We start from the raw sequence: 24,485 nt of genomic DNA, 5'->3' as shown, positions 1-24,485 counted from the left end.
TACGCATAATAGGAATACAAGTGATGAGTGTTATTGCTATCCCTGTTCCTTTTGAAATTTACCAGATTTCCCGAATAAGGATAAAAGCAAACACTTTCATCTAATAATATGTCTTGTCATATAATTGCTTATACAACAGTACAAATATAGATAAAATTTACAACATAACACTCCGGGGTATTGTTTTTTTTCAATAATCAATCTCGTTCTCTATAATATCCTCCTCGTTGTCATCAATTTGGGCGTCGAAGATTTCCGGCGGATAGGTCATCTCATCTTCCGGGTCGGAAAGATAATCGTCCAAATGTGCGTCGAAGTCGTGGGCATTGTTCTTTCTAAGAGAAGCATCATCCTGTCTTTTGAATGATGAAGACGGCGTGGAATACGGCTTGTAGCCAAAATCCCGCTGAGGTGGCGAGGCGTTTAGCTCAAGTTCCATTTCCGACCGTTTCTGTGCCATCTGATTTTGAAAGCTGAAATAAGCAAGAGTGGCCATGAGAACCGAAACGCATACCGCTTTCAATAGAAAGGTCTTATTTATAGGCTTCTTGCTCATCTTTCACTCCTTTCTTTATCTGCTGGTTCATTGCTTCCGCTGTTTCTTCTCAATGCTTCTTCATAAATGTTTCGTATGCGCTCTCGCAGGTGCTGTGGTTTGATTACCGTCAATGAGTTGCTGCGCGAGAGCAGAGCCATCACAAAGTCGTTGGTGATGCGGAGGCGTAGCCTGATGCGGAACTCTTCTTCATTATCGGTAATGATTTCTTGAGAGTGGTGCAGGGGAATGGACTTCAGGAAACTACCGTCCAACGCACTATAACTCAGCTCGATGTCTTCTACCGGGATATCCGTTTGATTCCAAATGCCGTAGCTGTCTCTGAACAGACTGCTCACATCGATATTCATATTCCTCGTGAAGGTCTCTTCATTGTGCATCCTAAGACTGCGGATGCAATCTATGTTGAATGTTTTCAACGTACCTTTGTCGTAGGCAAGGAGATACCATCTTTGCTGGTCTTCCTTTAAGTAATGGGGTAGCACTTTCTTCGGACGTATCTTACCCTCTTCGCGTATGTAGGCGTAGTCGAAAGTTACCGGATGGGAAAACTTGATGGCTTTTATCAATAACGGTAGGCATCCGCTGTCCGAAGGGCGATGATGCTCTGCCAATACAAAAGTGTGTAGGTTGGAGGTGCTGTCGATGGCGTTTAGCAAATCGAAGTTCAGCAAAAGCCGTTCATATTGTTCTTTCTTCAAGTCATCCTCTTCGTTGATATGGTAGCCGTTTCGTTTCTTGTCAAAACAGATACGAATGCCGAACAGCGTCTCAATCTCGTTGAAATCCCGTTGCAGTGTCCTGATATCCACAGGTGTACCATCCCGTTCCTCCATGCGGAGCGTTACATAGTTTTCCAACTCTTCGCGCGGCACATATTTTTGTAGCCCTTTCAGCTTGTTGATGATGACCAACATGCGTTGCAATCCTTCTAATTTTCTGCCCATATCTTATTGGATTTCTATAAGCAAAGATAACATCCCTGAGCGACAAAACATGTCGCTGAAACAAAAACTTGTCACTTATCTGCCTCATTGTGCGGTAATTTGGAAAAAGAAGTCTAATTTTGTACTTACTTAAAAGATGATGCCGGTATGTTGAACACCGATAAGAACCTGAAATTGTATTATTCCATCGGCGAGGTGGCTGCCATGTTCGATGTCAACGAATCGCTGCTCCGTTTTTGGGAAAAAGAGTTTCCACAGCTCAAGCCCAAGAAAGGAGGGCGTAGCATACGTCAGTATCGCAAAGAAGATATAGAAACGTTGAAGCTTATTTATCATTTGGTGAAAGAACGGGGCATGACTCTGTCCGGCGCCCGCCAGAGGATGAAAGACAACAAGGAGGCAACCGTGCGTACTTTTGAAATCGTAGAAAGACTTAAGTCCATCCGCGAGGAACTGATAGGCATGCGCGATGCGTTGAATGCTTTCACCTATGAGGATGTGGAAAAACTGAAGGAAGAAATACAGAAACAATAGTCGTTTTTTGCATTTGTACAAGTGAGAACTTACGCTTGTACAAGTGAATGCTCACGCTCGTACAACTGAGGACTCACACTTGTACAACTGAAAGGCTACGCTTGTACAAGTGTAACATCCTTATATTCAGTACCCATTTTTAGCAAGCTATATCAGTCTTCTATCCTTGTCACTTGCTTGATATTCTGTATCTGTTTCAGGTTGTTGCAGATGGTACGCACGTCATCCACATCATGTACATAGAGTTGTATCTTTCCCTCAAAGATGCCGTCGTCTGTTTCAATGGAGAGCTTACGGATATTTACGTTCAGTTGGCGCGAGATGACTTGGGTCACTTCGTTCAGCAGTCCCATGCTGTCTATCCCTTTCAGATAGATGGTGACGAGGAAAGAAAGGTCCTTATGCGTGTCCCATTCGGTTGCGATGATGCGATTGCCGTAGCTGCTCTTGAGGCGTGAGGCAACAGGGCATTGACGCTTATGTATGACAACCCGGTTCTGGTCGTCTATATATCCCAGCACATCGTCGCCGGGGATGGGATGACAGCAAGGAGCCATGATATAATTTTTCGAGATAGTCTCTTCCGTCAGCTTCAGAATTTGCTTGGTATTGATTTTCTCTTGAGGGAGTTTCTCTTTCGGTTGTTCCTTCTCGTCTTTGTTTTCTTTGTTGCCGAATGAGAAACTCAGGAACTTTTTCCAGTTGCTGCCTTGTTTTTCCTTTGCGATGTTCTTGTCGGCATCACCCAGCACGATTCTTTTGTTACCGATGGCAACGAGCAATTCGTCGTGGGTGTGGAATTTGTGCAACTTGGTCAGTTTGTCCAGCAGGATTTCATCCACACGGATATCTTCATTCTTGAAGAAGTCATTTAAGATGGTTTCTCCTTCTTTTTGATAAGTTTTAGCCTCTTTTCGTAGGATTGTTGCAATCTTTGTACGCGCACGGGCTGTGGTGGCATACATTTCCCATTCCGGTTGTACGCGCTGCGATTTGGAGGTCAATATCTCTACTTGGTCGCCGCTTTGCAGTTTGTGGCTTAGAGGAACCAGCTTGTGGTTCACCTTGGCGCCGATGCTGTGGCTGCCTATATCGGTGTGCAGAGAGAAAGCAAAGTCCAATGCCGTAGAGTTCTGCGGCATGGTTTTTATATCTCCCTTCGGGGTGAATACAAATATTTCCGATGCAAAGAGATTGAGCTTGATGGTGTCGAGAAAGTCTATGGCGTCCGGTTGCGGGTCATCCAGAATCTCTTTGATGGTGCGTAGCCACTTTTCCAATTCGCCTTCATCTTCGCTGCCTCCGCCTTCTTTGTATTTCCAATGGGCGGCAAATCCTTGTTCGGCAACGTCGTTCATGCGTTCGCTGCGGATTTGCACCTCTATCCACTGTCCGTTATTGCCCATAAGGGTGACGTGCAACGCTTGGTATCCGTTGGCCTTCGGATGGCTTACCCAATCGCGCAGGCGATCGGGATGAGGTTTATATATCTTGGATATGGAGACATAGATGTCGAAACAATCGTTCAGTTCTTCTTCGATGTTGCGTGGCTCGAAAATGATACGAACGGCAAGCAGGTCATAGATTTCTTCAAAAGGAACATGCTTGGTCTGCATTTTATTCCAGATGGAATAGATGGACTTGATACGTGCGATGATGCGATATTTCAGACCCATTTTGTCCAATTGCGCACGTATCGGGGTCGTAAATTCGTTGAACACTCTGTCGCGCTCAACGGCAGTTGCTTCAAGTTTCTCTTCTATTTCGTGATATTCTTCCGGATGCTCATACTTGAAACTCAGGTTCTCCAGTTCGGTCTTGATTTTATACAAACCGAGGCGGTTGGCGAGGGGAGCGTAGATGTAGAGCGTTTCGCCTGCAATCTTAAACTGCTTATTGGGAAGCATGGAGCCGAGCGTGCGCATGTTATGCAGCCGGTCGGCTATCTTGATGAGAATAACCCGCACATCGTCGGACATGGTGAGCAGCAGCTTCTTGAAGTTCTCGGCTTGTGCCGAAGCGCGGTCGCCGAAGATGCCACCGGAGATTTTGGTAAGCCCGTCTACAATCTGTGCTATTTTAGGTCCGAAGATGTTTTCAATGTCTTCTACGGTATAGTCGGTGTCTTCTACCACATCGTGCAGCAAGGCCGAGCAGATGGAGGTAGAGCCTAATCCTATTTCATTACAGACAATTTTTGCCACGGCAATGGGGTGCATGATGTAAGGCTCGCCCGAACGGCGCTTGATGCCTTTGTGCGCCTGATTGGCAAAATTGAATGCTTTGGTTATTATTTCTACACGTTTGCGGTGCTTGGTTGCCAAATAGTCGTTCAACAGTTCTTGGAATGCCTGTTCAATCATTTCTTCTTCAGCCATCTCCTTCCCCTTCTGGCTTATGTTTTCTTCCATATACTGCTTTCTCCTTTCTTCACTTTCTGCAAAAATAAGCATTTTTCAATACCGGACAAGTTTTTGCCTTTCTATTTATAAATCTTCAGACGCTTTCCTGCCGATATTCGGGTGCTGTGCAATCCGTTCCAACTTTTCAACTGATTGACGGTAACGCCGTATTTTCGTGCAATGGTCGATAATGTTTCGCCATTGCGGATTTTGTGGTAGGTGGCATTGCCTGCCGTGCTGTTTCTGCTGTTGCGTGTTGCCGGACGCGTATCTGCAATGGCTATTACTTTACGGTTTTTGAACAGTTCGTTGCTGCGGTGGGCGTAGATTGTATCTTGTTTATCGATAAATGTACTGATATGGGTGATGGGAAGACGGAGTGTTTGGGGCTTGCTTTCTCCGGGAATTATGTTTCTTGTGAATTGCGGATTCAAACTCTTTATCTGGTCCATATCAATGCCACAGATATCGGCAATCTGCTCGAAATGCAGGTTGCGGTTTACTTGCACGGTGTCTGTGGCGTTCGGTATATTGGTTTCCATGGGGCAAATGTTGTGCTTGCAGTAATAAGTCATGACGTAATTGGCCGCAATGAAAGCCGGCACATATCCGCGTGTCTCTTTGGGCAGGTAGTTGTAAATCTCCCAATAATCAGTTTTTCCGCCGGCACGACGAATGGCTTTGTTGATAGTGCCGGGGCCACAGTTATAGGCGGCAATCACCAGATTCCAATCTTTATAGATGTCGTACATATCTTTCAGGTAACGCGCGGCAGCCCATGTAGCTTTTATCGGGTCGCGGCGTTCATCTACGAGGCTGTTGCTTTCCAAACCATACAATTTTCCTGTGGCAAGCATGAATTGCCATAATCCGCAAGCGCCGGCACGGGACACGGCCGAAGGATTTAGAGCCGATTCTATGATGGGCAGGTATTTCAGTTCAAGCGGAAGGCCATGGGTATCCAATGCTTCCTCGAAGATGGGCATGTAGAAGTTGCAGGCGCTTAGCATGAAAGCCACCTGATTGCGCAGGCGTCCGGCATACATGTCGATGAATTTACGTACAATTTCATTATAGGGCATCTCTATGACAGCAGGGATGCGTGACAGGCGGTCGATATATACCGAGTCGCTGAACTCCGGATTGATGGTGGAGGTGTCACAGTCTTTTCCCAAGTCTATATGGTTTTTAGCTTTCCAGTCGTTGAGCAGGCTGTCCAGCGGATAAGTCATGCTTTTGGGCAGTTCGATGGTTTCCTCGCGTTCTGTTCCGTTCTCGCGGATAAAAACTTCTACACTTTCTTGTGCCTGTACTTGAGAAGTGGCAAAGAGCGTACCGGAAAAGAGGGAGAAACCGAAGATTATTTTTTTCATATCTGTGAGTTTATTCGTCATAGGGTGATTAATGCTTTTATTTATTCTTCAGAAACGGAAACTGCATTGCATGCCGACGGCTCTTTGAGAGGAACCTATCATTCCGTTGTTGATTATGGCGGGTTCTACCCTCATGCTGAGGTCCGGCGTTATGTCGAAGTTGGACAACTCTGCGTCTACATAGGCATCGACAACAGAAAGCAGATATACGCCGATGAAGGCAAAAATGCTCAGGTCGCGAAATCTTCGATAGGTGTCTTTGCGTTTCCGCAACACTTCCAACAGTTGGCTTTGGGTATAATTGTGGTTGGGGGGCAACAAGTCGGTGATACTGGTGGAAGTCCAGTTTCCGTTTGCTGCGTCTTTGTATGCGGCCGAATAATCCTTGTACATTTTGTTGTTCCAAGTAAGCGCATAGGCACAACCCGCAAAGCCGCCATAAAAGATGGGTAATTTCCAGAATTTACGATTGTAGATTTGTCCGCCTCCGGGGATGACGAGAGCCAGCCACGTGGCTGTGGTGGGGTTAGGTATCCATACTCGAGGGTTGATTGCTTTTCGCAAGCTGTCTGTCGAAACAGGTTGTACCTTCAAGTCGGGTTCGGCTGTCATTTCCAACAGCTTCTTTTTGTTTTCGGCCGCAAGGCTGTCAGCTACGGCAAGACTGTCTGAATCGGCTGGCAGTTGAATTGTCTCCGGTTGGGCTATCTCTATATTCAGACTGTCGGATTGCGGATGGATGGGTTGACGCGCAATGCCTGTTGTATCATTCTGAAGTCGGTGCGTCCGTTTGGAAGCGGCTCGCGGGCGGTCTTGACCATACATGGCAATCCCTGCCGTTTGCAGAAAGCAAAGCAGCAGGGCGACGGTCAACTGATATATTCTTCTTGTTTTTCTCATTTATCTCTTCAGCGTGTCAAGTATGCCGATGATGCGTTCCAGTTCTTCTTCGTTACTGAACGGAATACTTATTTTGCCTTTACCTTTCTCCGAGCAGGTGAACTGCACTTTTGTGTTGAAGAATCCTGAGAGTTGCTGTTTCAACATGTTGAATTCTTCGGGCAGTTTGGCACGTTTGGGGGCAATCTTACGGCTACCGCTTTTCACAGCTTCGCCTTCGCTCAGCGATTTGACTATTTCTTCCACTTTGCGCACGGAATATCCGTGTTCCAGAATCTCCTCATAAATCTTTACTTGCAGCTTCGGGTCGCCGAGTGTCACCAATGCTCGGGCATGTCCCATGTCTATCTGCTTGTTTTGAAGCCCCATCTGTATGGGAGCGGGCAACTTGAGCAGGCGCAGATAGTTGGCAATGGTGGTGCGCTTCTTGCCCACACGTTCGCTGAGGCGTTCTTGTGTCAGGCCGTATTGTTCCAGCAAATGCTGATAGGCAAGAGCTATTTCCACTGAGTTCAAGTCTTCGCGTTGTATGTTTTCGATGAGTGCCATTTCCATAACGTTCTCATCGTCGGCTGTGCGTATATAAGCGGGTATGCTTTTCAACCCGGCAAGCTGCGAAGCGCGGAAACGGCGTTCGCCAGCGATAATCTGGTATTCGTCGTCGCTCAGTTTACGCAGGGTGATGGGTTGGATGATGCCTATCTCGGAGATTGAGTCGGCAAGCTCCTGCAATGCGGTCTGGTCAAATTCATGACGAGGCTGGTTAGGGTTGACGGAAATCTTCGACAACTCTATTTCGTTGATGGAGGAGGAACCTTCGGTTTGCACTTCGTCCATAGATAGCAGGGCGTCCAAACCTCGTCCTAATGCGTTTCGTTTCTGTGCCATTTGTTTTTCTTGCGATTTTACCATTTGCTGTTTACAATATCATGTCGGATGATGTTGCAGCCACATTGCAAACGGTGCATTTATAATTTATCGTTTACTGCCTGTAACCGCAGGTTTCTCGTTCCGATTAATCAATTCCTTGGCAAGCGCCATGTGGTTTTTGGCTCCGGTGGAGTCTGCATCGTATAAGATGGTGGGCAGGCCGTAGCTGGGCGCTTCGCTCAACTTTACATTACGTTGGATAACCGTATTGAACACCAATTCTTGGAAGTGGCGTTTCACTTCGTCGTAGATTTGGTTGGCTTGGCGCAGACGTGAGTCGTACATCGTCAGCAGAAAGCCTTCGATTTCGAGTGTCGGATTCAACTTCGACTTGATGATTTTGATGGTGTTCAGCAGTTTGCTGATACCTTCCAATGCGAAATATTCCGCTTGTACGGGGATGATTACGGAATCGGCGGCGGTCAATGCATTGACGGTTATCAGCCCCAAAGAGGGGGAGCAGTCTATCAATATATAATCAAACTCATCTTTTAGCGGGGCGAGTACCTCTTTCAGTATCTTCTCCCGATTTTTGAGATTGAGCATTTCTATCTCGGCGCCTACCAGATTAATGTGGGAGGAGATGACCTTCAGGGTATCTATTTCAGTGTCATGAAGGGCGTCGCGCACGTTGGCACGGTCGATAATACATTCGTATATAGTGCATTCCGACTGCTTGATGTCCACACCCAAGCCGGAAGAGGCATTGGCTTGCGGGTCTGCATCTACAACGAGCACTTTCTTTTCAAGAGTGGCGAGTGAGGCTGCCAGATTGATTGTTGTCGTAGTCTTACCTACGCCACCCTTTTGATTAGCCATAGCAATAATTTTTCCCATAATCTCAATGTTTTATCGGCAGCGAAATAAGTGATTATTTTCGAATAGTGCCAACTAAAAAAGAGGAAGATTGCAAAATCGGTTGAAAAGTCGGTTGTTTTGTTAATAACTCACCGTATGTCCCGCCTCTTGTTTCCGACTGTTTTAAAACAGTTTTTTCCTCTGAAAACTAAATGTTTATACTGTATCTGCACCCCGTACGTCCTTCACAAAGTCCTTTAATTTATGGGCGTGTTATACTCCTTGCAGGAAGCGATATGCGCTTTCAAAGACTTCTTAAGGGAATGCCGTCAGCATTTAAACAGGTTTTTCGACACAAAGATATATGTTTTATATGGAAATGTAAAAGCTTTTTGCCTCGCTTGCAGAAGATTAAGATTTGTTTTTTTATCAGTGCCCGCCAAAACTTTTCTCCAGACTGTTAACTTACACACTTCAATAGTCGGAACTATCTTCATTATAGTTGTTTCCGGATCTCTGTTCGCAGTGCGCAGATATTTGTTCGCGCCGTGCGAATATTTATCCGCAGTGCGCGGTTTTGTGTTCGCAAGCTGCGTACAGAGATTCATCCGGGGCAGAGAACATGTTTACTGTGTGCCATCCGCGATTTTATTCCACGGGATACAAGGAGTTTTTTCCCGTAGTAGCGGTTGCCCGGTTCAAAGTTCCTCGTCGGGGAGTTGTCTCTTTCTGCCTTTTTAGCTACTTTTGCACTCATAAACAATTGAAAGTATGGAAAACCGGAGACCTTTGATATTGATTTCCAATGATGATGGCATCATTGCAAAAGGCATTAGCGAGTTGATTAGATTTCTCCGCCCGTTGGGCGAGATAGTGGTGGTGGCGCCGGATGCGCCGCGTTCGGGCAGTGCGTGTGCACTTACGGTGACGGAACCTATCCATTACCGTTTGCTCCGCAAGGAAGTGGGGGTGACGGTCTACAAATGTTCCGGTACGCCGACCGATTGTGTGAAACTGGCTTTCCACACTGTGCTCGACCGTAAGCCCGACCTTGTGGTGGGAGGTATCAATCATGGCGATAATTCTTCGGTGAATGTGCACTATTCCGGAACGATGGGGGTGGTGATCGAAGGTTGCTTGAAGGGAGTTCCCTCCATCGGCTTTTCGCTGTGTTCGCATGAGATGAATGCCGACTTCGAGCCGGCCGGCCCGTACATCCGCGAAATAGCCCGCAGGGTGTTGGAGAAAGGGCTGCCTCCGTTGACGTGTTTGAATGTAAACTTCCCTGATACGAAAGAACTGAAAGGCATCAAAGTTTGTGAGCAGACTAAAGGACAATGGGTAAACGAGTGGGAGAATTTTGCACATCGGGGAGATACGCATTACTACTGGCTGACCGGTGAGTTCGAAAATCAGGATACGGACAATGAAAAGAACGACCATTGGGCGCTTGAGAACGGTTATGTAGCCATTACGCCGACTACGGTAGATGCTACGGCTTATGGGTTGATGGATGAGCTGAAGACTTGGTTCCAATAAGACGGCCTGCTTATGAAATATTACTTGATTGTTGGTGAAGCTTCCGGCGACTTGCATGCCTCCCACTTAATGGCCGCACTGAAAGAAGAGGATGCCCGGGCGGAATTTCGTTTCTTTGGCGGTGACTTGATGGCGGCGGTGGGCGGTACGATGGTGAAGCATTATAAGGAGCTGGCATATATGGGCTTTGTTCCTGTGCTGTTGCACCTGCGCACCATTTTTGCCAACATGAAGCGCTGTAAGGAAGATATTGTGGCATGGCAGCCCGATGTCCTGATTCTGGTGGATTATCCGGGCTTTAATCTGAATATTGCCAAGTTTGTCCATGCACATACCCGGATTCCCGTCTTCTATTACATCTCTCCCAAGATTTGGGCGTGGAAGGAATACCGCATCAAAAATATCAAGCGGGATGTGGACGAGTTGTTCTCCATTCTACCGTTCGAGGTGGAGTTTTTTGAAGGGAAGCATCGCTATCCCATACATTATGTAGGCAACCCTACGGTAGATGAGGTTGAGGCTTTCCGTGCTTCCGGCTCCGAGGCTTTTGGTGATTTTACACATGCCAACGTACTATCCGATAAACCGATAATTGCCTTGTTGGCAGGTAGTCGTAAACAGGAAATCAAGGATAACCTGCCGGACATGCTTCGGGCGGCGGCCTCTTTCCCCGATTATCAATTGGTGTTGGCCGGTGCTCCCGGCATCTCCCCCGAATACTATAAGCAATATGTAGGAGAGGCTGATGTGAAGATTCTTTTCAATAAGACGTTTCCCTTGTTGCGGCAGGCCGAGGCGGCATTGGTCACTTCGGGCACGGCAACATTGGAGACGGCTTTGTTCCGTGTGCCTCAGGTGGTGTGCTACCACACCCCGATAGGGAAAATCATTGCTTTCCTGAAGAGGCATGTGCTGAAAGTAAAATACATTTCTTTGGTCAACCTGATAGCTGATCGTGAGGTTGTGAAGGAACTGGTTGCCGATACCATGACGGTGGAACGGATACGCTCGGAGTTGAAGAGTATTCTATATGACGAGCAATATCGACGGCAGATGCTTGACGGTTACGAGCATGTGGCATCTCGTTTGGGCAAAGCGGGTGCACCCCGGCATGCTGCCTTCAAGATGGTGGCATTGCTTAAAAAACGGCGTGGAGGATGAGATGCGAAGAGTACGGCAGATGCCGGAAGTATTCTGTTAAAACAATAAAAAACACAAAAGCCGGTGCAGTAAACGCCCGGCTTTTGTATTTTTCAGACAGAAACAAACGGAAAAAGATTTTGATTATGAAAAAACTACATTGCTTATTTATGGTGATATGCTTGGCGCTGATGCCGTCATTGCAATCGTGTGGAGATTCCGAAGGATATTCGGTAGGTGATTTTACTCCGCCTTTGTGGGCCACTGTGCGTGTTACGGGAAATGCTTTCTATCTGAATTGCGATAGGTGGGGAACCCTCTGGCCGGTGAATGTCGATCTTGGATGGTATGAGGCCGTGGACGGGCAGCGTGTGCTGACTGTGTTCAACCCTTTGTGGGATAACTACGAGGGATACGACCATGCCGTAAAGTTGCTGAAACTGCAAAATGTCCTGACAAAAGGGGTAGAAACACTGACGCCCGAAACCGAACAGGAGTTTGGTAATGACCCTGTACGGATATATAAGGGCGATATAAGCATCAGCGGCGGTTATATGAACATCTTTTTCGTTCAGAACCTGCCGTCTGCGAAGAAACACCGCATAAGCCTGGTGCGTCCGCAGAAGGATGAGGACTTATATGGCGATGACGGTTATATTCATTTGGAACTGCGCTACAATGATTATGACGACTTGACCGGCCGTCGCTCCTATGCTGCCGTCTCTTATAATCTGAATAGCCTGAAAATCACTCACGATATCAAAGGCATCAAGTTGAAACTCCACTCGGAAGTAAACGGTAAGGTGGAGATAACATTCGATAAGAGCTTGACAAACAACAACAACATCAAGGAAGTAAACATTCCGGACTTGTCGGACATGCAGTTGCAATGAGAATGCTTACATGCTCAAGGCATATAGATAGACTACTGCGGCCGGAATAGCCATCAGGGCACTGTCGAAGCGGTCGAGCATTCCACCGTGTCCCGGCAAGATGTTGCCGGAATCCTTGATGCCCAATTGGCGTTTCATCAACGATTCGGTCAAGTCTCCCCACGTACCGAAAATGACGATGACTGTTGCCAATCCGGCCCATTGCCACCATGACATGAAAGGAAAAAAATGGGCAAAAGCCAAGGAGGAGGCTATGGAGAATGCGCCGCCGCCAATGCTTCCCTCCCACGATTTCTTGGGCGAGATACGCTCGAACAGGCGGTGTTTGCCGATTAACGACCCTACGCAATAAGCTCCGGTATCGCTCAGCCAGATGAAGACGAAGATAGATAACGGAAGGATGGGGTTATAAGTCACACTGCCTGTTTCCGGTGAGTTTTGAAACGCAAGTACGTTCAACAGGGCAAAAGGTAGTGCCACGTATAATTGGCTTAGCATGGAGTATGCCCAATTACCTGTCGGGTTCTTTTTCTTAAGATATAATTCCGTTATCATCAGATAGAGCAGCAGTGCCAGATAGGGGAGGAATACCCGTGCCCCTACGCTCTGTTGCGTGCAGAAGCTCATCAATGCGAGAAACAGGTATGCTCCTCCTAAAGAGGTGATGGTCTTATTGAGGCTTATCTCGCCGTTTTGATTGATTAACCGGGCGAACTCGTGCACGCTCAGTGCGCTGATAATGGTAAATAATATTCCGAATGAGAAGGGGCTGTAAAGAATGCAGCCCACCAATACTGTTACGAACAGCACGCCGGTGACGGCACGTTGGATAAAGTTGTTTTTCACGCTACTTTCCTTTTTTTTTAGTTTTGAGATACAGGGTCTGCCGATGTGGTGTTCTCGGCTGCTCCTTCCTTTTCCTTCACCTCTTTCTCTGCCTCTGCGGCCTTTTCTGTTTCCTCTTCTTCCGCCTTTTTCTGTTCGGCAGAAACCTTGGCATTGATAATCTCTTCAGAGCGTGAGGCCCACGGGCGTTTGCCGAAGATATGTTCGACGTCTTCAGCAAAGATTACCTCCTTGTCAATCAGCAATTGTGCCAACCGGTTGTGTCCTTCTTTATGTTCGGACAATAATTTCTTGGCACGTTCGTATTGCTCGTTTATCATTTGCTTCACCTCTTCATCAATCAGTTCGGCTGTCTTTTCGCTGTACGGGCGGTTGAAAGAGTATTCCTCATTATTATAATAGCAGAGGTTGGGAATCTTCTCGCTCATACCCAGATAAGCCACCATGCCGTAAGCCTGTTTCGTCACACGCTCCAAGTCGTTCATGGCACCTGTGGATATTCTTCCCAAGAAGAGGTCTTCTGCCGCACGCCCTCCCAAAGTGGCGCACATTTCGTCCAGCATCTGTTCTTTGGTGGTGATTTGTCGCTCTTCAGGCAGATACCATGCTGCACCCAAAGCGCGTCCGCGGGGCACGATGGTTACTTTAATCAACGGGTTGGCGTATTCCAGCAGCCATGATATGCTGGCATGGCCGGCTTCGTGTATGGCTATGGAACGGCGTTCGGCTTCGGTTGTAATCTTGGTTTTCTTTTCCAGACCGCCGACAATACGGTCTACGGCATCCAGAAAATCCTGCTTGCCGACAAACTTCTTGCCGTGGCGGGCGGCTATCAAGGCTGCTTCGTTGCAGACGTTGGCAATGTCGGCTCCGGAGAAGCCGGGTGTCTGGCGGGCCAGTAAATCGATGTCCACCGTATTGTCTATCTTAATGGGGCGTAAATGTACGCCGAACACCTCTTTGCGTTCGTTCAAATCGGGAAGGTCCACGTGTATCTGTCTGTCGAAGCGTCCGGCGCGAAGCAAGGCTTTGTCCAGAACATCCACACGGTTGGTAGCGGCCAGAATGATGACGCCGCTGTTCGAGCCGAAGCCGTCCATTTCGGTCAGCAATTGGTTCAACGTGTTTTCGCGTTCATCGTTGCCACCCATAGCGGCAGCCTTGGAGCGGGCACGTCCCACGGCGTCAATCTCGTCGATAAACACGATGCAGGGAGCTTTCTCCTTTGCTTGGCGGAACAGGTCGCGCACTCTGGACGCCCCCACACCCACAAACATCTCGACAAAATCAGAACCGGCCAGCGAGAAGAACGGTACGTTCGCCTCTCCTGCCACGGCCTTTGCGAGCAGTGTCTTGCCGGTTCCCGGAGGACCTACGAGCAAAGCGCCTTTGGGTATTTTACCTCCCAAGTCGGTGTATTTTTGCGGTTCTTTCAAGAACTCTACGATTTCTTCTACCTCCTGCTTGGCTTCGGCAAGTCCTGCCACATCCTTGAAGGTTATCTTTATGGTAGAACCTTTCTCGAAGAGCTGGGCTTTGGATTTGCCTACGCTGAAGATGCCTCCGCCGCCGCCCATGCCTCCGCCTCCGCCGCTCATCCGGCGCGAGAGGTAAATCCAGAAACCGATGAGGAAGGCAAAAGGAAGAACCTGCCATAGGAAGGCGCCGAAATAGTTTCTTTTCTTTTCGTAATTGATGGAACCGTCGAAGTGCGATTCATCTCTTTCTTTCTGCAAAAAGTCTCCCAGACTTTCGCGCGAAGGTGCTTCGGTTGTGATGAGCGGGTTTTTGCCTACCCGGTTAGAGTCTTGGCGGAAGACGTTTCCTACGTGTTGCGACTTGATGTATGCTTCAACGGAGTTGTCGTCGTAGCCGATTACTTTGCTGATATAGCCGTTGCGCACGTATTGCTGAAACTCATCATAGGAGATGTTTTTGGAGGTGGTGCCGCTTTCGTTGGTGAGGTACAATCCCACCAGCATGATTGCTATTATCATGTACAACCAATTCAGGTTGAACTTGGGCATGTTCACTTTATTAGGCTTTTTGTTGGTATTATTGTCCATACGTTTTGATTAATCTATGTCGGGGATTTGGGTTAATTTGGCGTCTGCCCAAAGGTGTTCCAAGTTATAGAACTCTCTTGCCTCCGGCAGGAATACATGTACCAGAATATCCGAATAGTCCATTGCCACCCATTCGGCGTTGCGCAATCCGTCGATGGCGAAAGGTTTGGTATCGGCCCCCTTGCGCGTGAAATCCTTGACGGATTCTACGATGGCCGTCACTTGGCTGGGTGAGTTTCCTTGGCAGATGACGAAATAGTTGCATATTGTATCGTCTATTTTTGTGAGGTCGGCAACGACGATTTTCTTTCCTTTTTTATCTTGAATTCCTTCTGTAATCTGTTGAATCAGTCTTTTGGTTTCGTTCATTATACATTATTATATTAAAAACAGATGGCAAATATACATTGATTTCTCATACCAAACACGCAAAAGAGGAAAAGAGTTTGATTTTTTGCTTTTTTTTAGTTGTGCGAATCTTTGCACATGGTTTATCTGCTTTGATAGAAAAAAATGTTCGATAAAGTTTTGGATTCTCGTTTTTTTTGTATCTTTGCAACCGCAAAACAGAAATAACCTGTTATTGGGCTATGGTGTAATGGTAACACTACAGATTCTGGTCCTGTCATTTCTGGTTCGAGTCCAGATAGCCCAACAAAAAGAGAACGCTTTGCAGATTTCGTCTGCAAAGCGTTCTCTTTTTGTTGGGTCTTTTCAGATTATGTGTCGTTATGGAGCTGTTCCGGATTACTCCGAAGATTGTGTTGGTGATATTATTGCAATTCATTCCGAAAAAACATTCTTCTATAATGGGCTTCCGGCTGATATTACGAAAACTTTCGATGAAGAGGCGTTTTGGGGAATATGGTGTTGCGAATATTTACTTCTTCAAAAGAGCTTTCGGAGAAAACGGACGAGGAAAGTCATACCCTTGTCAGAGCACCTTCTGGCAGGGGGGAAGATCAGTATACGACTGATGTGGCTTCAGTATACGACTCATCCTACATCAGTATACGACTGATGTACCTTCAATACGGAACTGAACTTTTCTCGTTCCTTTTGTCGGCTTTTCAAGGGTTGTTTTTATGGAAATTTTGGAAAGATTTTTTGATGTGCAATACATATCGGGGTCGGGTGAAACCACCCAACCCCGATATTGCAGGTAAATTCGGTTTGGAAAGTGTCAGTCTGCCACAATCGGTTTGTATTTCGGCACCAGCGCCTTCATGATGCACCAACCTATCAAGTAAGCCACGGCGCAGACGCAGAAGATGATGAAGTAGCCGGCAGGTTTCCCGACGAAACCCATGAACGCCATTTGGCTCTCGTCGGCATAGGTGAAGAGCATGCCGGAACTTTTATTGATAAGGAATGCGCCGACACCGCCTGCCATGCCTCCGAAGCCGGTGATGGTGGCTACCGCACTCTTCGGAAACATGTCGCCTACCACGGAGTAGATGTTGGCCGACCATGACTGGTGGGCGGCTCCCGCAATACCGATGATGATGATGGGAAACCAGTAGGAATAAGCCCCCAAAGGCTGCGCAAACAAGGCAAGCAACGGGAACAGGGCAAAAACAAGCATGGCGCGCATACGGGCAGCGTATGGATTCATGCCGGTCTTGTTGATGATGATGGTGGGCAGTTTGCCTCCATAGATAGAGAGCATCGTGATGGCATAAAGCACAAATATCAGCAACTGTGCGGTTGCGCTATCCGATGAGAAACCGTAAACGTCCGAAATGTAGGCGGGAGTCCAAAAGAGGAAGAACCACCATACGCCGTCCGTCATGAATTTGCCTATGGCAAACGCCCATGCCTGGCGGTACTTGAGGCATTCGAGGAATGAGAGTTTTCGCTCCCTTTTATCCTCTTTGGAGGAGCTGTTGTTTTCTTCGGTCAGTTTGTCTTGTTCGATGTATGCCAGCTCGGCGGCGTTGACTGCGGGGTTTTCATTCGGCTTTTTATAAAGGAACATCCACAGTCCCATCCATACGAAGCCCAATGCGCCGATGACGATAAATGCCATTTCCCAGCCGTTGCCTATGCCTATGCTTTGGAAATAGCGTGCCAGCGGGGGAATGGTGACCGGGGCGATTAAAGCGCCTACCGTGGCTCCGGCATTGAAGATGGAGGTAGAAAAAGCTCGGTCTTTTTTAGGAAAATATTCTGCCGTCACCTTGATGGCGGCCGGAAAGTTGCCTGCCTCGCCCACGCTTAGCACGATGCGGGCGGCTATGAAGAAATAGACGCTGGTAATGGCGATGGTCGATGCCACTGCCCCCGTGGCCGAAACCATGGCTGCCGCATCATGAATGCCCACTACGTGTTCGGTGGCCCAGCCGCAGGCTGCGTGCAGACATGCGCCCAACGACCAGACGAAGATGGCCCAAAGATAGCCTTTCTTGGTTCCCATCCAGTCGATGAAACGGCCGGCAAACAGGTTTGCGATGGCATATACAATGGAGAAGACGGCGGTGATGTCGCCATAATCGGCATCTGTCCAATGGAACTCCGGAGCGATGAAATCTTTCCAAGTGAGAGAAAGGACTTGGCGGTCAAGATAGTTGACTGTTGTGGCAAAGAAGAGCATGCAGCAGATGACCCAGCGGTAATTGGTCATCTTGCCCGATGTGTTTGAAAATGTACTCATGATATAGATTTATTATTTGGTTGCAAAAATAGGGTTTTGTGTGTTGTGCAAGGTGTAATAATTGGTGGAAAAACTGTATAAAATGACGAAACGGACATTGGACACGCAGATACAGAAACACAGAGCTTCCCATGTTGCATAGAATGAAAAGCTCTGTGCCCGTATGTGTTTCGTGTACGAATCTTATTTCATATTCGTATATTTTATTTCATCCTTGTCGCTGTATTTCAGGTTTTCGCCTGCCATGCCCCAGATGAAAGTATAGTTGCGTGTTCCTGCTGCTGCGTGGATAGACCATTCGGGAGATGTGATGGCTTGTTCGTTGTGCAGCCACACCAGACGTTCTTCCTGCGGTTCGCCCATCAGGTGGCAGATGGCATTGCCTTCGGCCACGTTGAAATAGTAGTAGGCTTCCATGCGGCGTGTGTGCGTATGGGCGGGCATGGTGTTCCATACCGAGCCGGGAGTCAGTTCAGTGAGCCCCATTTGCAACTGGTTCGTACCGCCGTCTTTCACTCTTTCCAACACATCCTTCACAATCAGTTGGTTCACGATGCGGTCGTTGCTGTCTTCCATCTTTCCGTAGCGGTCGGAGATGCCCAATGCATATTTCTTGGAGTTGGCTTTCTGAAGTTTGGCATCGGTGGTAATTAATTGAGTGACATAGGGCTTATAGGCCGGAGCCGAGTTGATGTAGAATTTGGCCGGTCGGGTGGAATCGTTGCTTCTAAAGGTTACTTCTTTGTTGCCGCATCCCACGTAAAGCGCTTCTTTGTACTTCATTGGATACTCTTTGCCGTCTACCGTAACCACTCCGTCGCCACCGGTATTGATTACTCCCAATTCGCGACGTTCGAGGAAATAAGTGATTTCCGGACCGAGTTCGCGGAACACCTCCAGCTTGAGAGTCTTGTTCACCGGCATCACTCCGCCGTAAATCAAACGGTCGTAGAGGGTATAAGTTATGTTGATTTCGTCCGCTACCATCACTTTTTCCATCACGAAGGCACTGCGCAGGCGCTCCGTATCATAGTGCTTTACGTCCTGCGGATGGCAGGCTGTCTGCACCTTGTAGTTCATTTGGGCATTGGCTGCCAATGCAGCCGCTCCCATCATCAATGCAATTGCTAACTTTTTCATAATCCGTAGTTTTATTTTAAATATATACTTATTCATCACTAATCATTCATCACTAACCGCTAATTCTTTACCACCGTTTCTCGGTATTTGATGATGGCGCGGCGGTTCAGAAGCATCAAAAACAGTGTAAACAACAATAGAGCGCCTGCGCCAAGCCATTTCAACGAGTAAGTCATGTGGAAGATGATCCAAGCGAAAGGACTGGAGGCAAAGTCGAGCGCACCGCCTTCAAAGCCGGCGGGAATATTTACGGCGGCATCCTGCGTCTTTACATATACATCATGGGCCGCTTGTGTAAAGTAGGGTGCAAGGTCGGTCACGAAATACAGCCCTATCGTCAATACTATAAGCCCGATGATGAATGTCTTTACTACATTGCCTTTGGTAATAGGCAATACCAGTGGAAACAGGTAGAACATGCCGGCAAGAGACGCTAAAGGGAGGAACTGATTTCCCGGCAATATCACAGCCAGCAGGATGGTGACCGGAATCAGCAGCAGAGACACCACCAATGTGGCGGGATGGCCGATGACCAATGCAGGACTCATGCCGATGTTCAGGCCGACAGCGCCTTTGAATTTCTTTGCAATCAGTTCGCGCGTAGCATCGGAAATCGGTTTCAATCCTTCGATAAACAAGGCGGTGATACGCGGAATCAATTCCATTACGGCGCCCATCTTGATGCCCAGACCCAATATATAAGGTATTTTATCTACCAATTCCTGCCCGTTCTTGCAAGACAGCGCACCGATGCCGCAACCTACCAGAATACCCAGAAACAGAGGCTCACCCATCAGACCGAACTTTTTCTTCATGCCTTCGGCATCGATGTTCAACTTGTCGAATCCGGGAATCTTGTCCAGCATTTTGTTGATGACGATGGCAAAAGGTACAAAACCTGCACAGAAAGGTTGGGGGATGGATATTCCTTCCATCTTGTCATAGAATCCCTGAAATTTGTCGGCGGTATAATCGGCCATAATCAAGGTGATGATGTAGCAAATGATGGCGGCAAAGAATCCCCACCAGATGTTGTCACTTGCAAAATATACCACAGCACCGATAAATGCAAAATGCCAGTAATTCCAAAGGTCGATATTGACCGTGCGGGTAGTTTTCGTCAATAACATCAGCAGATTTACACCCAAACATACCGGAATGATGAAAGCTCCCACCGATGTGTTATAGGCCACGGCCGCAGCGGCGGGCCATCCCATATCGAAGACCTTGAGTTGAAGGCCGTAAATCTCCACCACTTGGCTCAAGGCAGGGCCAAGGCTGCTGGTCAGCAATGCCGTAATGACCGATAAACCTACGAAACCGACGCCTACAAGCAAGCCGCTCTTCAACGCTTTGCTGAATTTGATGCCGATGCACACTCCTAAAATTGTAAAGATTATAGGCATCATTACTGCTGCGCCTAAGCCGATGATGTAACCGAAAACTTGTTCCATTCTCTTGTGAATTAATTGGATAATAGATAATGTTTTTGCAATAGTTATAAATAAAAATCGGGGTCAAAAATAAGACCTTTTATCAATTAATCAAATTTGGAGAACATAATAATTAGTAAATGGGACGATTTTGGACAAATCTTGTCGTTATCGTGCACAAAAATGCTCGTTCTCGCACACGAAAATCAAATAATACACTCTCTGTATTGAAAAGTGCACACTTGTTTGCAAGGAAAACCTTACTTTTGTTTCATGAAATAAATCAAGTCTGATACCCAAAAAGAACGACTTCATGAAAAAGAACTCGATTTGTAAATTTATTGTATCCGGATTGCTGTCTTTGGCTTTCCCGTTATGGATGTCTGCACAACGTTTAAGTAGTGAACAACCTTGGTCTGTGCGCATGGCCGAATCGGAAATGATTCGTTGCCCGAAATCTTGGCAGCTCGATTTTCAAACGAAGCTGAAATGGGATTATTGTCATGGGCTGGAACTTCAATCCATGTTGGATGTGTACGACCGTTATGGAGACAAGAAAATCTATGATTATGCTTTGGCTTATGCCGATACGATGGTCAATGACGACGGCACTATCAAAATGTACCGGCGCGAGGAGTTCAGCCTTGACCGTCTTAATTCCGGCAAATTCATTTTCCGCATCTACGAGCAGACAAAGGATGAAAAATATAAAAAAGCACTGGCGCTGCTGCGAAGCCAGCTTGACGAGCATCCGCGTAATGACGATGGCGGCTTTTGGCATAAGCAGATTTATCCGAATCAAGTGTGGCTGGACGGAGTTTATATGGGAGCGCCTTTCTATGCGGAATATGCTTATCGCAACAATCGGGTGGGCGACTATGCGGATGTCATCAATCAGTTTCTGATGGCAGCCCGTCATACCTATGACCCTAAAACGGATTTGTTCCGTCATGCTTGCGACGTAAGCCGTAAGGAGCGCTGGTCGGATAAGGAAACGGGGCAGTCGCTCCATAGTTGGGGGCGTGCGATGGGGTGGTATGCCATGGCATTTGTCGATGCGCTCGACTTCATCCCGCAGCACGAGGCGGGACGTGATTCAATGCTGGTTGTGTTCAGTCATCTGGCAGGTATGGTGAAACGTTTGCAGGATGCTAAAACCGGGTTGTGGTATCAAGTGCTGGACAGGAGCGGAGCCAAAGGAAATTATTTAGAATCTTCCTGTTCTGCCATGTTTGTGTATGCTTTGTTCAAAGGCGTGCGTAAGGGCTATCTCGACAAGTCGTATTTGGATGTGGCAGTCAAGGGATATAAAGGCATTCTCGGACATTTTATTGAGGTGGATAAGGAGGGTGTAGTATCCATTACACGGGCTTGTGCCGTTGCCGGACTGGGTGGTAAGGTCTATCGTTCGGGCGATTATGATTATTACATCAATGAGACCATCCGCAACAATGATCCCAAGGCGGTAGGACCGTTCATTTTGGCTTCGCTGGAGTGGGAACGCCTTCAGGAGGTGAAAGAAATCGTTAACCGGAAATGCAGATGAGAGGAGTGATACGCTTGTCGGGCATATTCGTGGCAGCCTTGTGCTGCATGGCAATGTCTTTGGCTGCACAACAGACGCAGTGGAAGCGTAATATCGTAGTGGCACGTGATGGGACGGGCGATTATCGTAACTTGACCGAAGCGATGGAAGGAATTCGTGCCTTTATGGATTATAAAGTGACGGTTTTCATCAAAAACGGTACGTATAAAGAGAAGGTAGTTATTCCGTCGTGGATTGAAAACGTTGATTTTGTGGGTGAGAGTGCTGAGAATACCGTTATCACCTATGATGACCATGCCAATATCGATAAGATGGGAACGTTCCGTACTTATACCATGAAAGTGGAAGGAAGTGGCATTTCTTTCAGGAATCTGACGATAGAGAATAATGCAGCCCGGTTGGGACAAGCGGTTGCACTTCATACGGAGGGCGATCGCCTGCTGTTTATTGGCTGTCGTTTTCTGGGAAATCAGGATACGGTCTACACCGGAGCAAAAGGCACTCGTCTCTGCTTCCTTAATTGTTATATAGAGGGAACCACGGATTTTATTTTCGGTCCTTCCACGGCTTTGTTTGAAGGATGCCGGATTCATAGTAAGGCTGATTCGTATATCACGGCTGCTTCTACTCCGGCGGATGTGGCGGTGGGTTATGTTTTCAGAAGTTGCAGGCTGACGGCTGATGACCGAGTGGGTAAGGTTTATTTGGGCCGTCCGTGGCGTCCTTATGCTGCAACTGTGTTCATCGATTGCGAGTTGGGCAAGCATATCTGCCCTGATGGATGGGACAACTGGCGTAATCGGGAGAATGAAAAAACAGCCCGTTATGCGGAATATGGCAGTACGAGAGAAGGTGGAATGACCTACGCTCGCGTAAAGTGGGCAAGGCAACTGACAAGAGAGGAAGCTGATAAATACAACGATATGCGCTATGTCTTCGGGATGTGCAGTGATTGGAATCCAATGAACGAATAATGTCTGAATCATTTATAATCTTATAAGTAAAACCATGAAACGTGAACTTATTTTGCTTTGGGGGCTTTTTTTCTTATTTTCGTCTTTCAAAGCGGACAAACCGGACATCACTATTTTCATGATCGGCGATTCCACAATGGCCGATAAAGACTTGACCGGAGGAAATCCCGAAAGGGGATGGGGACAGATGTTGCCCGGTTATCTTTCGGAGGAGATACGGGTGGATAACCATGCCGTGAATGGGCGTAGTTCCAAGAGTTTTATCGATGAAGGCCGGTGGAACAAGGTGCTTTCCTTGGTTAAGAAAGGTGACTATGTTTTTATCCAGTTCGGTCATAACGATGAGAAAACCGACCCGAAACGTCACACTGATGCTGGTGGAGGCTCTTTCGATGCCAACCTGAAGCGTTTCGTGATGGATACACGTGCAAGGGGAGGAATTCCTGTACTGTTCAATTCCATTGTACGCCGTAACTTTGAGACGGTTGCCGGAGTGCTGACTGTGGATAGTGCCGTCAGCCAAGATGATTTTCGCAAGGATGCTAATCCGGATGCCAAGCGCGATGCTTCCTCTTCACCGCATCGGAAAGAAGGCGGTCGGCTGATAGATACTCATGGAGCCTATCTTGACTCTCCGCGCAATGTTGCCGAAGAACTGAATGTGCCATTTGTGGATATGAACAGAATTACCCATAAGTTAGTAGAGGGTTTAGGTCCGGACGAGTCAAAGAAATTGTTTATGTGGGTGGCTCCCGACATAGTTCCCGCCATGCCTAAAGGACGTGAAGACAATACTCATCTCAATGTATATGGCGGGCGTGTAATAGCGGGATTGGCTATGGATGCCATTGCCGAGGCAGTGCCCGAATTGGCAAAGTATGTTCGTCACTACGATTTTGTAGTGGCTAAAGACGGTAGCGGAGATTTCTTCACGGTGCAGGAAGCCATCGACGCCGTGCCTGATTATCGCAAGAATGTGCGTACTTCCATATTGGTCAGAAAAGGGGTATATAAGGAAAAGGTCGTCATACCTGAAAGTAAAATCAATATTTCCCTTATAGGGCAGGAGGGGGCTGTTATCTCTTATGATGATTATGCCGGTAAAGCTAACCGCTTCGGCGAGAACAAGGGAACTTCCGGTTCGTCTTCCTGCTATGTGTATGCACACGATTTTTATGCGGAGAATATCACCTTTGAAAATACGTCCGGTCCGGTGGGGCAGGCCGTGGCATGCTTTGTAAGTGCCGATCGTGTATATTTCAAGAATTGCCGTTTTCTTGGTTATCAAGATACACTCTATACTTACGGTAAGGCTGATCGGCTCTATTTTGAGGAGTGCTATATAGAAGGTACGGTCGATTTTATTTTCGGATGGTCTGTCGCGGTATTCCACCGTTGCCGTATTCATAGCAAAGGTAATGGATATGTGACGGCGCCCTCCACAGATAAAGGGCAACGGTATGGCTACGTCTTCCATGACTGCAAGCTGACGGCGGACGCCGGTGTGGATAAGGTATATCTTTCCCGTCCTTGGCGTCCTTATGCTCAGGCGGTTTTTATACGCTGTGATTTAGGCAGGCATATTATTCCTGTCGGATGGGACAATTGGGGAAAGAAAGGGAATGAACAAACGGCTTTCTATGCCGAATACCAGAGTAAGGGTGAGGGTGCTGCACCGAAAGAGCGTGCGGCCTTTTCCCATCAGTTGAAAACTGTAAAGGGGTATGAGATGGAAACCGTACTTGCCGGAGTTGATGGTTGGAATCCGGTTAAAGGCGGGAATGCGTTGCCGGATATAAAACGTTGAAACAAATA

At 47.4% G+C, this 24,485-nt stretch carries 20 protein-coding genes and 1 tRNA gene; 8 read left to right on the top strand and 13 right to left on the bottom strand.

What is annotated here, in order from left to right; all coding sequences use genetic code 11:
* Window positions 1-190: 190 nt before the first annotated feature.
* Complete coding sequence (locus EV202_RS05930; protein ID WP_131926050.1) at window positions 191-556, bottom strand: hypothetical protein; 366 nt, start codon at window positions 554-556, stop codon at window positions 191-193.
* On the bottom strand, window positions 553-1,503 hold the full coding sequence (locus tag EV202_RS05925; protein WP_131926048.1) for a helix-turn-helix transcriptional regulator: 951 nt from the start codon (window positions 1,501-1,503) through the stop codon (window positions 553-555). Before EV202_RS05925 ends, EV202_RS05930 begins: the two co-directional genes overlap by 4 nt.
* A gap of 147 nt (window positions 1,504-1,650) precedes the next feature.
* Between EV202_RS05925 and EV202_RS05920 the strand changes: the two genes are divergently transcribed.
* Window positions 1,651-2,037: a MerR family transcriptional regulator gene (locus EV202_RS05920; RefSeq protein ID WP_106068141.1), complete on the top strand. Its 387-nt coding sequence runs from the start codon at window positions 1,651-1,653 to the stop codon at window positions 2,035-2,037.
* A 152-nt stretch (window positions 2,038-2,189) separates the two neighbouring features.
* Here the strand turns inward: EV202_RS05920 and EV202_RS05915 are convergent, their stop codons facing one another.
* The 5 genes from EV202_RS05915 to EV202_RS05895 form a co-directional block, all read right to left on the bottom strand.
* A complete protein-coding gene (locus EV202_RS05915; RefSeq protein WP_131926046.1) occupies window positions 2,190-4,448 on the bottom strand; it encodes a RelA/SpoT family protein in 2,259 nt (752 codons plus the stop codon).
* Window positions 4,449-4,519: 71 nt separating this feature from the next.
* Entirely contained in the window at window positions 4,520-5,812 is a 1,293-nt protein-coding gene (locus tag EV202_RS05910; RefSeq protein WP_234878248.1) for a lytic transglycosylase domain-containing protein, read from the bottom strand.
* Window positions 5,813-5,860: 48 nt separating this feature from the next.
* Complete coding sequence (locus tag EV202_RS05905) at window positions 5,861-6,712, bottom strand: DUF5683 domain-containing protein (protein WP_131926042.1); 852 nt, start codon at window positions 6,710-6,712, stop codon at window positions 5,861-5,863.
* Window positions 6,713-7,600, bottom strand: a complete 888-nt coding sequence (locus EV202_RS05900) for a ParB/RepB/Spo0J family partition protein (RefSeq protein ID WP_106070380.1) — start codon at window positions 7,598-7,600, stop codon at window positions 6,713-6,715.
* 87 nt (window positions 7,601-7,687) lie between these two features.
* On the bottom strand, window positions 7,688-8,479 hold the full coding sequence (locus EV202_RS05895) for a ParA family protein (protein WP_131926040.1): 792 nt from the start codon (window positions 8,477-8,479) through the stop codon (window positions 7,688-7,690).
* Between the two features lie 732 nt (window positions 8,480-9,211).
* On the opposite strand from EV202_RS05895, the gene surE reads away from it, so the two are divergent.
* From surE to EV202_RS05880, 3 genes are all read left to right on the top strand, one after another.
* Window positions 9,212-9,979: a 5'/3'-nucleotidase SurE gene (surE, locus tag EV202_RS05890; RefSeq protein WP_106068146.1), complete on the top strand. Its 768-nt coding sequence runs from the start codon at window positions 9,212-9,214 to the stop codon at window positions 9,977-9,979.
* A 12-nt stretch (window positions 9,980-9,991) separates the two neighbouring features.
* Window positions 9,992-11,140 (top strand): lipid-A-disaccharide synthase, encoded by a 1,149-nt coding sequence (lpxB, locus tag EV202_RS05885; RefSeq protein WP_131926038.1) that lies wholly within the window; start codon window positions 9,992-9,994, stop codon window positions 11,138-11,140.
* 125 nt (window positions 11,141-11,265) lie between these two features.
* The gene (locus EV202_RS05880; protein WP_131926036.1) at window positions 11,266-12,012 is read left to right on the top strand and encodes a NigD1/NigD2 family lipoprotein; all 747 of its coding nucleotides are present in this window, start codon (window positions 11,266-11,268) and stop codon (window positions 12,010-12,012) included.
* 6 nt (window positions 12,013-12,018) lie between these two features.
* Here the strand turns inward: EV202_RS05880 and EV202_RS05875 are convergent, their stop codons facing one another.
* From EV202_RS05875 to rsfS, 3 genes are read right to left on the bottom strand one after another with little or no spacing between them, the layout of a single operon-like run.
* The gene (locus tag EV202_RS05875) at window positions 12,019-12,858 is read right to left on the bottom strand and encodes a phosphatidate cytidylyltransferase (RefSeq protein WP_131926034.1); all 840 of its coding nucleotides are present in this window, start codon (window positions 12,856-12,858) and stop codon (window positions 12,019-12,021) included.
* Window positions 12,859-12,875: 17 nt separating this feature from the next.
* Window positions 12,876-14,924: an ATP-dependent zinc metalloprotease FtsH gene (gene ftsH / locus EV202_RS05870; RefSeq protein ID WP_125238836.1), complete on the bottom strand. Its 2,049-nt coding sequence runs from the start codon at window positions 14,922-14,924 to the stop codon at window positions 12,876-12,878.
* 9 nt (window positions 14,925-14,933) lie between these two features.
* Complete coding sequence (gene rsfS, locus EV202_RS05865) at window positions 14,934-15,293, bottom strand: ribosome silencing factor (RefSeq protein ID WP_106068150.1); 360 nt, start codon at window positions 15,291-15,293, stop codon at window positions 14,934-14,936.
* A 215-nt stretch (window positions 15,294-15,508) separates the two neighbouring features.
* Here rsfS and EV202_RS05860 point away from each other — a divergent pair.
* Window positions 15,509-15,579: transfer RNA gene (locus EV202_RS05860), tRNA-Gln, on the top strand.
* A 528-nt stretch (window positions 15,580-16,107) separates the two neighbouring features.
* On the opposite strand, the gene EV202_RS05855 is transcribed toward EV202_RS05860, so the two are convergent.
* The 3 genes from EV202_RS05855 to EV202_RS05845 form a co-directional block, all read right to left on the bottom strand.
* Window positions 16,108-17,577, bottom strand: a complete 1,470-nt coding sequence (locus EV202_RS05855) for an MFS transporter (RefSeq protein ID WP_131926032.1) — start codon at window positions 17,575-17,577, stop codon at window positions 16,108-16,110.
* A gap of 183 nt (window positions 17,578-17,760) precedes the next feature.
* Window positions 17,761-18,717, bottom strand: a complete 957-nt coding sequence (kduI, locus tag EV202_RS05850; protein ID WP_131926030.1) for a 5-dehydro-4-deoxy-D-glucuronate isomerase — start codon at window positions 18,715-18,717, stop codon at window positions 17,761-17,763.
* Between the two features lie 59 nt (window positions 18,718-18,776).
* Window positions 18,777-20,171, bottom strand: a complete 1,395-nt coding sequence (locus tag EV202_RS05845) for a PTS galactitol transporter subunit IIC (protein WP_106068154.1) — start codon at window positions 20,169-20,171, stop codon at window positions 18,777-18,779.
* A gap of 292 nt (window positions 20,172-20,463) precedes the next feature.
* Here EV202_RS05845 and EV202_RS05840 point away from each other — a divergent pair, with 292 nt between their 5' ends.
* Genes EV202_RS05840 through EV202_RS05830 form a run of 3 tightly spaced genes read left to right on the top strand, consistent with a single transcriptional unit; the run spans window position 20,464 to window position 24,477 of the window.
* Entirely contained in the window at window positions 20,464-21,696 is a 1,233-nt protein-coding gene (locus EV202_RS05840) for a glycoside hydrolase family 88/105 protein (protein ID WP_131926028.1), read from the top strand.
* A complete protein-coding gene (locus EV202_RS05835) occupies window positions 21,693-22,670 on the top strand; it encodes a pectinesterase family protein (RefSeq protein ID WP_131926026.1) in 978 nt (325 codons plus the stop codon). Before EV202_RS05840 ends, EV202_RS05835 begins: the two co-directional genes overlap by 4 nt.
* 34 nt (window positions 22,671-22,704) lie before the next feature.
* The gene (locus tag EV202_RS05830; RefSeq protein ID WP_131926024.1) at window positions 22,705-24,477 is read left to right on the top strand and encodes a pectinesterase family protein; all 1,773 of its coding nucleotides are present in this window, start codon (window positions 22,705-22,707) and stop codon (window positions 24,475-24,477) included.
* The last annotated feature ends 8 nt before the right edge of the window (window positions 24,478-24,485 follow it).

Source organism: Prevotella heparinolytica (assembly GCF_004342845.1).
Taxonomy (GTDB): domain Bacteria; phylum Bacteroidota; class Bacteroidia; order Bacteroidales; family Bacteroidaceae; genus Bacteroides; species Bacteroides heparinolyticus.
Note: the sequence above shows the minus strand (reverse complement) of the source record. Positions and strands in the feature narration are given on the sequence as shown.